This window comes from Turicibacter sp. KK003 (assembly GCF_037014675.1).
Classification (GTDB): Bacteria; Bacillota_I; Bacilli_A; order MOL361; family Turicibacteraceae; genus Turicibacter; species Turicibacter faecis.
This window is the reverse complement of sequence record NZ_CP142738.1, coordinates 595,811-607,798: the sequence shown is the minus strand read 5'-3', so window position 1 is coordinate 607,798 and position 11,988 is coordinate 595,811. Positions and strand designations below refer to the sequence as shown.

General features: G+C 37.7%; 12 protein-coding genes. 3 read left to right on the top strand and 9 right to left on the bottom strand.

Annotated elements, in window-relative coordinates; translation table 11 throughout:
- Positions 1–168: 168 nt before the first annotated feature.
- The 5 genes from VXM77_RS02895 to VXM77_RS02875 all read right to left on the bottom strand — a co-directional run bounded on the left by VXM77_RS02895 (position 169) and on the right by VXM77_RS02875 (position 6,161).
- Positions 169–813 (bottom strand): thioredoxin family protein, encoded by a 645-nt coding sequence (locus VXM77_RS02895; protein ID WP_338506999.1) that lies wholly within the window; start codon positions 811–813, stop codon positions 169–171.
- 147 nt (positions 814–960) lie between these two features.
- On the bottom strand, positions 961–2,631 hold the full coding sequence (locus VXM77_RS02890) for an FAD-dependent oxidoreductase (protein ID WP_262953535.1): 1,671 nt from the start codon (positions 2,629–2,631) through the stop codon (positions 961–963).
- 244 nt (positions 2,632–2,875) lie between these two features.
- Entirely contained in the window at positions 2,876–3,430 is a 555-nt protein-coding gene (locus VXM77_RS02885) for a hypothetical protein (protein ID WP_161832100.1), read from the bottom strand.
- Positions 3,427–3,936, bottom strand: coding sequence for a hypothetical protein (locus VXM77_RS02880; RefSeq protein ID WP_161832099.1), 510 nt, complete (start codon positions 3,934–3,936; stop codon positions 3,427–3,429). The genes VXM77_RS02885 and VXM77_RS02880 overlap by 4 nt, the downstream gene beginning before the upstream one ends.
- Before the next feature lie 221 nt (positions 3,937–4,157).
- Positions 4,158–6,161, bottom strand: coding sequence for a glycosyltransferase (locus tag VXM77_RS02875; RefSeq protein WP_338506994.1), 2,004 nt, complete (start codon positions 6,159–6,161; stop codon positions 4,158–4,160).
- A gap of 263 nt (positions 6,162–6,424) precedes the next feature.
- Here VXM77_RS02875 and VXM77_RS02870 point away from each other — a divergent pair, with 263 nt between their 5' ends.
- From VXM77_RS02870 to istB, 3 genes are all read left to right on the top strand, one after another.
- Positions 6,425–7,000: a transposase family protein gene (locus VXM77_RS02870; RefSeq protein WP_338506992.1), complete on the top strand. Its 576-nt coding sequence runs from the start codon at positions 6,425–6,427 to the stop codon at positions 6,998–7,000.
- 75 nt (positions 7,001–7,075) lie between these two features.
- The gene (gene istA / locus VXM77_RS02865; protein WP_338506990.1) at positions 7,076–8,644 is read left to right on the top strand and encodes an IS21 family transposase; all 1,569 of its coding nucleotides are present in this window, start codon (positions 7,076–7,078) and stop codon (positions 8,642–8,644) included.
- Complete coding sequence (gene istB, locus VXM77_RS02860) at positions 8,632–9,381, top strand: IS21-like element helper ATPase IstB (RefSeq protein ID WP_338506988.1); 750 nt, start codon at positions 8,632–8,634, stop codon at positions 9,379–9,381. The genes istA and istB overlap by 13 nt, the downstream gene beginning before the upstream one ends.
- Before the next feature lie 220 nt (positions 9,382–9,601).
- Here the strand turns inward: istB and VXM77_RS02855 are convergent, their stop codons facing one another.
- The 4 genes from VXM77_RS02855 to VXM77_RS02840 all read right to left on the bottom strand — a co-directional run bounded on the left by VXM77_RS02855 (position 9,602) and on the right by VXM77_RS02840 (position 11,754).
- Positions 9,602–10,897: an IS66 family transposase gene (locus VXM77_RS02855; RefSeq protein WP_338507421.1), complete on the bottom strand. Its 1,296-nt coding sequence runs from the start codon at positions 10,895–10,897 to the stop codon at positions 9,602–9,604.
- Positions 10,894–11,106 carry a hypothetical protein gene (locus VXM77_RS02850; protein WP_338505928.1) on the bottom strand — a complete coding sequence of 71 codons (213 nt, stop codon included), beginning with the start codon at positions 11,104–11,106 and terminating at the stop codon, positions 10,894–10,896. Before VXM77_RS02850 ends, VXM77_RS02855 begins: the two co-directional genes overlap by 4 nt.
- Positions 11,107–11,213: 107 nt before the next feature.
- On the bottom strand, positions 11,214–11,570 hold the full coding sequence (tnpB, locus tag VXM77_RS02845) for an IS66 family insertion sequence element accessory protein TnpB (protein WP_338505925.1): 357 nt from the start codon (positions 11,568–11,570) through the stop codon (positions 11,214–11,216).
- A complete protein-coding gene (locus tag VXM77_RS02840) occupies positions 11,560–11,754 on the bottom strand; it encodes a hypothetical protein (protein WP_338505923.1) in 195 nt (64 codons plus the stop codon). The genes tnpB and VXM77_RS02840 overlap by 11 nt, the downstream gene beginning before the upstream one ends.
- Positions 11,755–11,988 lie beyond the last annotated feature (234 nt).

Genomic DNA, 11,988 nt, shown 5'->3' with positions numbered 1-11,988 from the left:
TAGCTTCCTTCCCTCATAAAATATACATATTTTTTATTATACTACAAAATTTTTCTAATATTTATCACTTTTTCTTTTTTTCTTCAACTCCGTACGCTCCCTCAACAAAAAAAAGCCTCAAGCCATGGCGTGGGGAATCCCACCGTAACGGCTTGAGGTGATTTAATCTTATGAAATGAGTTGAAGCAGTTGATCCATGGTTTTTGCCCCAAAATAAACGTGATCATCATTAAGGATGAGGCATGGAACTGCGGTAATCTGATAATGCGCCTGAAGGTGTGGGAAATGGGCTAAATCAATCATTTCCGCCTCAACATTGGGATTTTCAATGGCGATTCGCGTCGCTGCAACGACGACATCCGGGCATAAACGACTCGATAATGAAACAACAACCTTTAAATTCACGTGTTGACGAATCGCACGGATGGCTTCTAGCGTTCGCTCATCGATGGCCTGTCCCGGTCCAGCCAAATTATAAATCGCCAATAAAAACGCATTAATCTCTTGGCCCCCAGGAACGGCATGAAACTTCACCCCTGAGTAACACCCCTTCTCATCAAACAAGGCAACAACAGGAAATTTATCCGCCCTTATCTTCTGTTCTAAAGACACATCTTCCCCCTTCATTTTGACAATCGCTTCTAACTGATCACCTAAATTCGCAAGATCGAGCACAAAATCACGTAACTCAAGAGACACCTCTAGATGAGGATCCACGATGGTTACTAAAGTCACCCTTGTTTCCATCCGTTTTAAAACCGTCGCCAGTTGTTGACGTAAAGTATCATTCAATAAATGAGATTGTACATTCATTAAAAAGCCTCCTCTTTTCGTTTTTAGATTAGTGTTCCCACAAGAAACCATTTCATTTACTTTCGACAACCATTGAAAAAATGCACGGAAGATTCCGTGCATTTTTTTCTAACATTGTGTGTGTGCAACTTGTGTTTATGAGACTCATTAAGCAATTAGGTTTAACATCTCTTGGATTGATTTTGATCCAAACGCGATTTTTTCATCATTTACGATCATACATGGAACTGACATCACTTTATGTTTTGTTTTTAATTCTGGGAAGTTGGCGATGTCTAACATCTCAGCTTCTACATTTGGATTTTCGATCGCAATACGTTGAGCTGAAACAACAACATCCGGACATAAGTGACATGATAAAGAAACCGCCACTTTAATATTTACTTTTTTATCAAGTGATTTAATCGCTTCTAATACTTGAGCATCTAAAGCTTGTCCAGGTCCAGCTAAGTTATAAATCGCGAGTAAGAATGAATTTAATTCATGTCCACCAGGAACACCGTGGAACTTCACACCCGCATAATTTCCATCTTGGTCAAGTAACGCAACAACTGGGAATTTATCGGCATTCACTTTTTCTTCTAACGCCACATCTTCACCTTTTGTTTTGACGATAGCCTCTAATTTATCTCCTAAATTCGCAATGTCCATCACTAAGTCACGTAATTCAATCGATTTTGCATTAGCAGGATCAACAATCGTCACAAGTGTGACATTGTTTTCCATACGCCCTAAAATTCCAGCGATTTGTCCACGTAACGCATCATTTAATAAAGCAGATTGTCCACCTTTTGCTACTTCTTTAGCTGGTGCTTTTTCTTCTTTCACTTCTTTAGGTTGTGGAGCAACTTCTACCTCTTCCTCTACAATTCCTAAACGTTCCTTCTCATGCGCCACATATTTTTCAGCTTCAAGAGAAGCAATCGCTCCGTCAGCCACAGCAGTAACCACTTGGCGTAATACTTTAGGACGTAAATCTCCGGCTGCATAAACCCCTTCAACACTTGTGTGCATGTTTTCATCCGTGATAATGTATCCGAATTTATCCATGTCAACTAAACCATTAAATACTTTTGTTTGTGGCACGTATCCAGCGAAAATAAAGATTCCGAATGTTTCATCATCTTGCGCCACATGTTCAAATGTTTCATTGGTTTGATTATTAATAAATTTAACACGACGTAATAATTCATCCCCTGTTGCTTCTACCACTTCAGTATTGAATTTAACTTCAATTTTTGGATGAGCTAAAACTTTATCCGCAATTGTTTTTGCACATGTAAACTCTGGCTCACGGGCGATAACTGTTACTTTACGAGCAAAACGAGTTAAGAAAATTGCTTCTTCTGCTGCCGCAAATCCAGCACCGATGACAAACACCTCAAGTCCTGTGTAGAACTCCCCATCACACGTTGCACAGTAAGCAACCCCGCGTCCACGGTACTCTGCTTCTCCTGGGAATCCAAGTGTACGTGGTGTCGCACCTGTTGCGATAATCACTGAACGAGTTTCATAGTCCCCGTTTGTTGTTTTTAACACTTTAATTTCACCTTCAAGTTGAGCTTCTAACACTTCAGCTTGAGCAAAAGCTACACCAAAATCTTCAGCTTGTAGATGCATTTGTTCCATTAATTCTGGCCCTGTCGTATGACGAATCCCTGGGTAATTCACAATTTCATTTGTTGTTTTTGCTTGACCACCTACTGATCCTTGCTCAAGCACTAATGTTTTCATTTTTGCGCGCCCTGAATAAATCCCTGCAGACATTCCGGCAGCCCCGCCACCAATTACAATTACATCATAAATTTTCTTTGACATTGAAACTCCTCCTTCTCCTCTATTGTACTTCATTTTTATGGTTATTTGATGTACTTTCCTAAATTTTTCTAATTAATTTTTAAAAGTAGTAATAATTACTGATATTATTATAAAACTATCGTGAAAGAAAGTCAATGCGTTTTCTTATAAAATAATAATATAGTTATTAATAGTATTTCTTTATTGATAAAAGGTATGCAAATAAAAAAGGAGGCCACCTTCCCCGGTTTGCCTCCTCATCTTCTTAGATTTCTGTAATCGTGCCATCCTCAGCGACGAAAAGCATCAAAATAATGCCATCGCCACCTTCCGTCTCTTGCAATACTTTTGACTTTAAGGCCACGTAATAACCGATTTGATTATCGCCGTAATGTTCGTGATTTTCGTCATACATATAGACAATATCTTCGTCAGATCCATAACGATCCACGGCTAAGGCAACCGCATCAACCCCTGTAAATTCATGGTTATGCTCCTGATCATGAACCTCCACTTCGTGTAGCGTTTCTTTTAAAACATTTAGGCGTTCTCGTTGCTCATCGGTTCCCTCATCATCTAGCTCAACTAGTAATTCGTTTAAAACACCTTTAGCAGCTGCTAATTCGTCGACTCCCACAAGTGCCTCAATATAATTGAGCCCTTCTTCAAGTGAACGCTCGCTTAAATTCGTCCCGTTTTCTGTCAAACGTGGCCGATGTAAAATATCTTCTTTATGATTATCGTTCTCCCCATCTGTCTCATTTGCACATGCACAAAGTGCGATCATAAGTGCAAGTAACACACTGATTCTCTTCATCATGATAATCCCTCCATTTCATCTCTTAAGGCGATCAACGTCTCTATTTCTCCCCTAAATAGTTTTAATGATCCCATCCTTTTTTCCACGAAACGAATTAACGCAATTAACTCATCATAAGCTGACGTTTTCTCTGCTTCAATGGCTCGGTTAATTTTTTCCTCAAGAGAATTTAATTGAGACCGTACATAATTAATGGCCTCATCTTTCACAAAACTTGGCTGACTATCGACTAAATTTAAATCCGTCCAAGCCAACAGCAGTTTATCCAAGTCCTCTAACTGATCATATTCAACCATCTTAAGTAGAGCCTCCCCTTGCTCATGCCAAATCTGATACTTTTTATTTGAACTTTCATCAGTTGCTAACTTTAAAAAACCGACGCCCTCTTGATAGGATCCGTCTTCAAAAGCCTCCCTCGCCTCTTTAACTGCCTGATTTGCTAGTCCACTATCCCCACAAGCGACCAACATAGCTAAAAAGGTGACAAGCAGATAACGCTTCTTCAACCTCTATCACCCCCCGATACTACAAAAATAACACACCTCCTTAAAGAAAATTGCCATATATTAACCAAAAAATCACACTACTTCTGTCTTGTTTTAGCTACCGCTCCTAAAATGACCACCATTTGGACAAACCCTTTAATAAGGCGACAAAAAAAGGTGTCACCTCATCGAAGAGGAACACCTTTAGCACGTTCATTCTTATTAAGTTGACCTCTCTAAATTTATAGAACGGATTCAACCCTTGACACATTTTTATTAACTTTTCGACGCTGGCGTTGCTTAAACCGTTGCACCATATTCCGCGAAATATCTTTAAAAGCACTTTGGCTCCTAATATAATCTGGAAAATTTGGAACACGATCAAATAAAATTAAAACTAATTGTTCATATTCTGTCGGATTCATATCATTATAAACAAAAGCATATTTATACCGATTGTCCTTTAGTTCATTAACACGAATAAACCTTGCCTCAACATGCGCGCAATAATTCTCTCGCCTAATTTTTAATGGATAGGACACTGATTCCTGAAAATCATAGTACTCTTCACTCACCATCGCAATTCCTGACTCAGAAATATCAATGACACGCGCCTCATTATTTTTAGTATTGAAAGAAAAAGATACAGGAACATCCATTTTAAAGCGTTCACTCGCTCGTCTTGTTGGACGATCTAATACAAAAAGAAGTGCCATGAGGAGTGCATATCCATTCACACTTAACCAAAATAAGTTAATAATATACGCTGTATCGTGGTTAAATATCAGTTCAAGAATTGATGTTGTGATTCCCATCACGGTGAAGAAAAATAAAATAGCGTGTGGGATTGCAAGTTGGAGCTGATACTTCAACCCTTTTTTCGTTTGTCGTTTTTTTGCAGTCACTTCAAACTTTTTCATTTTAATTCCTAATGTTTCAAGGAAAACAGCTGAAATTAAGGTCGGCATTAAAATCGTGTCATAAATATTGGTCCACTTCATCGTTCGCCGTTTCCCTGAAAACTTTTTAAACGTCAACATATTAAAAATATACATGGGCAACCAAAAAATAATAACTTCAAGAATTGTTGCATCAACAACTTTTACTCCAAACACCGTAAATAAAATGGGAGCTAATAAATAGATCAGGCGTTTAAACGGTGCATACCAGTAAAGTAGTGAATCAAAATAATTCAGGCGCTGGGCCGCGCTCAGTCCCTTTAAAAATAGAGGGTTCACTCGTCGAAAGGTTTGAATACATCCACGTGCCCAGCGATTACGTTGCTTAATAATAGCTTCTAAATCATACGGAGCAAGACCAGTCGCTAGAACTTCATTAATCGCATAACTTTGATAACCTTTCGCTTGGATTCTAATTCCCGTTGCAATATCTTCCGTAATAATCCCTGTCACAAATCCCTCAACATCTTCTAATGCTTGTCGTGTAATAACCGTATTAGAACCACTATAGATAACTGAATTCGAGGCATTTTTCGCTAATTGCACTTCACGATGAAAATAATCCTGTTCATTTGGAATCACTTCTTCCGAAAATAAACGATGCTGAAAAATATCGGCATTATAAAAAGCTTGAGGAACTTGTAAAAAACCTAAACGTTTGGTTAAGTCATGTTCTTCAATCCCCTCTTGCCGTTCTTGCGCTCGAATCGCTTCGTTCCCAATAAAATAAGGTAAGGCTTCCATTAAAAATTGATGCATGGGAATCATATCTGCATCAAAAGTAACAATGTACGGCGATGTTGTTTGCGCAAGTGCATTATTTATATTTCCAGCCTTTGCATGCTCGTTATCATCTCTCGTAATGTATCCAACTGACGCTTCTTTACAAAGTCGTCTGACCTCTTCACGATGACCATCATCTAACACGTAAATATGCACCTTTTGGGGATCAGGATAATCCATATTCTTGCATCCAATCACCGTCTTATAAATAATTTCCCACGGTTCATTATAGGTTGCAATAAAAACATCAACATCTGGATATTCCGTTAATGGATCTAACTTTGGCTTTTCTGGTACGACCAGTCGCGTAATCCCAATAAAGTGAATTAAAAAATCAATGATTCCTAGACATTCAGCAACTAATAACACAATCCCAACAATAAATGCTAATAATCCATACCTCATTGGTAAGGTGAAAAATACTCGCCAAATCACATAAAGCCCAGTCAATAATAAGTAAACGATTAGCCACTTCCGCTCACTTTGAATTTTATTCCATTTCAAAACCTATCTCCCCCTCATAGGACTCTATTTCTTCTAATAATATTATGCCACCAATCGAAGATTATGTAAACATTAGAATCAATGACAGATATACCCATATTTTTTGTTCCTGAATTATATAATTAAGGGTTCTATAATATTTGGTGTGGGTGATGCCCACGCCTCCTTTATTGGAATTAAAAAATAAGTACAAAAAAAAGAGACATAACGTCCCAAATTCTATACAATGTAATCGACCAAAAAAACACGAAAGGATTGGGTTTATGTCTCACACTAATTGTATCTCAACTTTACTTGATTTAACAGATAAAAATATTACTTTTTCAAAAAATTGTATCCAAGAAACTCAGATTAAGAATGTTCGTTCTAAACTTATTTTGGGGACTCTTTCTTTTCAACCAACCCTCTGTTCTCACTGTGGTCACGCTTTTGACTCTAATATCATTAAACACGGCTTCAAAACTTCACGTATTAAGCTAGTCAAAATTTCCGGATTTGATGCTTACCTAGACTTAAAAAAACAACGTTATAAATGCCGTCATTGTGACCGAACATTTACCCTAGAAACATCTCTTGTTAACCCTAATTGTTTTATTTCCACTCCCGTAAAACAAGCCATCTTTTTAGAAGCTAGTCATAAGAAATCCGAAACAGATATTGCACGTGAGCTTAACGTTTCTCATTCAACCGTTAACCGCGTCATTCATTCTTCCTATGAAGAACAGCCGCTTCCCTTTAATTCTCTCCCAAAAGTTCTTTGTTTTGACGAGTTTAAGTCGGTTAAATCGGCCGAGGGAGCAATATCCTTCATTTTTTGTTTATTGTATTCTAATAATTAACAGGAATGCAATTGAAAAGTTAACACCCCTTTTGTAAAATTATCCATATCAATTGGTGATATGGAGGAAAGTGAAGTGTTAACCTTGGAAAAAAAAGATTTATTAATTCGCCTATATTTGAAAGGTCTTTCCTACACCGCTATTGCGAAAGAAATAGGAATGACAAGACAAACTGTTAGTAAATATGTTAAAGCGTACGAACTTAACCAACAAGCTTTAGAACGTGCCACATCAACGGCTGAAAAGGAACAGATCATTATTCAGTCTTCTGCTAAACCAAAATATGATGCTAGTAGACGTCAACGCATTAAGTTAACACCTGAGGTTGAGTCCATGATTGATTCCTGTCTTGATGAAAATAAAAAGAAAATCCAACAAGGGAAACGTAAATTAATCATGAAAAATACAGATATTTATGAATGGTTAATTTCTAAACAAGTAGATATTAGCTATCGATCGGTCTGCGTTTACGTTGCGAAACAAATGAACCATTCAAAAGAAGCTTTTATCCGACAAGCCTACGATCCTGGTCAGGTGGCAGAGTTTGATTGGGGAGATGTGACCCTATTTATTGAAGAACTTGGGGCGGAACGGCGATTTAAAATAGGCGTCTTCGACTTGAAATATAGCGATAAACGTTTTGCCTATCTCTATTCGCATGAAAATACGGAAGCTTTTCTTGATATTCATGCACGTTTCTTTGAGGAGATTAAGGGTGTTCCCCACGAAATTGTTTATGATAATGCTCGAGTTCAGGTCAAACATTTAGCCGGTAAAGAAAAACAACCGACAGCGGTTGTTGAAAAATTAACGAACTATTATGGTTATCACGTCCGGTTTACTAATCCGTATAGTGGAAATGAAAAAGGACACGTTGAACGTTCCGTAGAGCTGATTCGACGTAAAGCTTTTAGTTCATCTCACCACTTTAACACCGTGGCAGATGCCGTTACTGCACTTTTAGAGGCGACCGCACGTGAAAATAAGAAAATGAAGCAGCGAACACAAACTTCAGCCGATGCACAATTTCTCACTGAGCAATCGCACTTATTGCCTTATCGGGTTCCCTTAGACACCTATTTAACGGCGGTATATAAAGTGAATAAATATAGCTTTATTCATGTCGATACAAACTTCTATTCCGTTCCAGATTATCTGGTTGGAAAAGACGTGACTGTTCGTAAAAACATTAACCACCTTAAAGTGTACTACGATGGCCGCTTTTTATTTAAAGCCAAACGTCTCATCGGACGTCACCAGTATCACTTAGATATCCATCACTATCTAGCGACATTAAAAAAGAAGCCCGGTGCAGTTGCACATAGCCTGGCTCTCAAACAGGCTACTCCGTGGCTCCAAAAAATATTCCAAAATCATTATAACACAAATCCTAGAGATTTCATTTATTTATTAACCTTAATCAGGGAATATTCACTCGAACGTATTCAATTAGCGATTGAATCCCTTCGGCAACAGAATCTTCCGATTCAAAATGATCAAATCATTCACTTTTTATTAACACGAGAAGCACCACAAAGTTCTTTAACCGCCCCCGAAGATAAACAAGTTGAGGAGGCCTGTTACAACCAATTATCAGAAATTAGCTCAATCTATCAACAAGGAGAATTGTCATGGATCAACTAATAAAAAAACACGCGAAAAATTTACGATTACCCTATATCGCCCAAAATCTTCATCTTCATTTGGAACAATCACGTCTTGAAAACCAAACCTATGAAGAATTTCTCCTCACCTTATTTCAATATGAAGTGGAACTTCGACAACAAAATGGAGTGAATAGCCGAATTAAATCTGCTAAATTTCCTTATCTCAAACACTTAGAAGAGTTAGAGGTAACGGCGCTTCCTGTAGAGGCACAAAAACATTTTAAAACGCTTGAGAGCTTAGAATTTATTAAAAAAAATCAAAATATTATTCTAGCCGGGAATCCGGGAACCGGCAAGAGTCACACCGCTATTGGTCTTGGCATTAAGGCCTGTCAGATGGGGTATCATGTTTATTTCGCCCATGTCCCAACACTCATCATTGAATTAAAGGAAGCCAAAAATGAACGTGTCCTCCAACGTCTAAAAAGAAAATTTGATAAATACCAACTGATTATTTTAGATGAATTAGGATATATCTCCTTCGACAAAGAAGGGGCTGAACTCCTCTTTAATTTTATTTCAACCCGGTGTGAAAAGGCATCAACCTTATTTACCACTAACTTACCTTTTTCACGATGGGATGAAATCTTCCATGACCCTGTTATTACAGCGGCTATCGTCGATCGTATTACCCATCAATCCTATGTCATTAATATGAATGGAACAAGTTATCGACTCCAGCAATCAAAAAAATTCCTTGAAATCGAACAATAGTTACTGTTAAAAATTAAATTGCACAAATGTTAACTTTTCACTTGCAATATACATTTTTCGGATATCGGAGTTTCTATCACTGGGTCACCTGCCATGCGGAGCATGTTTCCTCCACTGGTAGGGTAGTCAAAGGTAAGCACGTAATAATAACACGGATACAAAAATAGCTACCAATCCTGTAAACTAAAAGTACAGAGTTGGTAGCTTTTATCTTATATTGTTACTGACAAATCTCTTGGACTGTTTTCGCCCATGGCAAAAAGTCCACCAATACGCCTGGATTTCGTATGAAGTCCGTATTAGGTAGTTTTTGAAAAAGATAAGTGAGATATTTGGATGGATTTAGACTGTTTGCCTTGGCTGTCTCCAGGATTGTGTATGCCATCGCATTAGCAGTCGCACCCTTCATACTGGTTGAAAAAAGGTAGTTTTTACGACCAATCGCGATGGGGCGAATCGCTTGTTCAGCTAGATTATTCGAGGCTTCAAGATTTCCATCATCTAAAAAGCGCAAAAGCTCTACCTTTTGATTGAGGGCATACATCACCGCTGTTTGAAGTTTTCCTTTCATCACATAGAAGGATTCGAGCCACTTGAAAAATTCTTCGATGACTGGTTTGATGATCAGTTGGCGCTGTTTTTGACGTTGCTCAGGAGATAAATCTTTAATCGTCTTTTCAAAACGAAAGATTTGATCGCAGTATTCGACTGCCTTTTTTGCCTTACCGTTATTTCCAGGTATCTCAAAAAACTTTCTTCTGACATGAGCCCAACATCCAACTAATTTCACGTTGGGAATATTTTTATAGCCGGAGTACCCATCACAGTGAAGATAACCTTTAAATCCTTCTAAGATAGTGGTTGCCACCGCGCGTTCACGTGTTAGATCAGCGTGGTAATAAGCTACAGGATGTTGGGCATTTTTGATGGTTCTAAATAACCAAATCCTTGATTGAGAGGTGGCAGGTTTTCCATCCGCTCGATTTAAAATTTGATACGGTGTTTCATCTGCGTGTAAAACGGTCTGTTGAACTAGTTCATCTCTCAATCGCTCATAAATCGGAAGTAACCAATCATAAGAGGTAGTGATTATCCAATTTGAGAGCGTCTTATCACTCACACTTAATCCATAGCGTGCCCATTCTGATACTTGTCGATAACAAGGAATACTTAAGACGTATTTTTGATGAAAAACTTCAGCTAACATACTCGCTCCGGCAAAGCTTCTTTGAATCGGAGCTTTTGGAGTTTCGGCACAACGAATCGGTTTAGCTTCGATCGATGCATCATGACAATCACATGCATACGCGTAGCTAATGTATCGCTTTTTATATAATCGGGCTGGAACGAAACAAACTTCGTCACGAATGATCTTTTTTCCTATCTGTTTCATTTCGTTTCCACAATTTGTACATAAGCAGTCTTCTCCATGTAATTGACAATGGATTTCCTCAATTGGTAAGTCCTTGATTAATTCTGCCTTCCTTCCCTTTTGTTTTTTACGTCGATAGGTTATTTCTTCGACGGTTTGGTCTTCAGTTGTCTCTGTCTCTTCAAAAAATTATCTGGATTAAATAATGAAATTTGGCCGTCGGCTACTTTAGTCTTTTCACTCGAAGATCCAAATAGCTTTTTATTTAGGTACTGAATTTGTTCAGTTAGTTGGCGAACTTGTTCCAGAAGTGCCTTATTTTGTTCCATTAATTGTTGTTCAAGTTCTGTCATCAAATTCACCTGCTTTCAAAAAGGTTTCGTGTTAAGATTAGTATACCTAATCTTACAACTTATGAAAATAGAAATAAGAGATTTTTGTCGAAAATCCCTTATTTCTATTAGTATAAACATCCTGTTTTAGCAGGTTTAATGGCTTTGGGTTGTTGAATGGATAACCCCTCTAATAACCAACGGAGTTCTTGGGCCGTTAATTTCTTAACTTCATCTTGATCTTTAGGCCATTGTAAATTTCCATTTTCAATTCGTTTGTACAATAACATAAATCCCTCACGATCCCAGTACAAAGCTTTATATCGATCCTTTTTTCTTCCACAAAACAAGAAGATAGCATCATTAAATAAATCTAAGTTGTATTTATCCGAGACGACACTAGCTAAACCGTCAATCCCACAACGCATATCAGTATGGCCACAAACGATAAAGATATTTTGAACCGTAGTAAAATCAACGAGCATACTTAGACATCTCCGCTAGAACAGTATGTAAGATATATTTGTTCACACCATTGTAAAACGTGACTTCAGCATCCTTAATTTTAAAGTGACAAACAGGTGTATTTTTATTAGTCTCAGATACTGAATGAGACTTTAAATTAGAGTCACTCAATGCGACTGGAACTATAATAGGATTTTCTTTCATAAAAAATAGACCTCCTTTACTTTGATAGCTACAGTATAGCTCAAAGTTGAAGGTCATAATAGACATGTTTATATTACGTGCTTACAGTCAAAGCAAGAATTTTGATTATCCATAAATACACTTTTGAACAAAAAAAGAAGAGGAATCAAGCCGTCTAAAAGATGGCCTAATTCCTCCCGATTATATGTATAGATTTTATTTACCCACACGATTTGACAAAGAGCCCTTATTCGA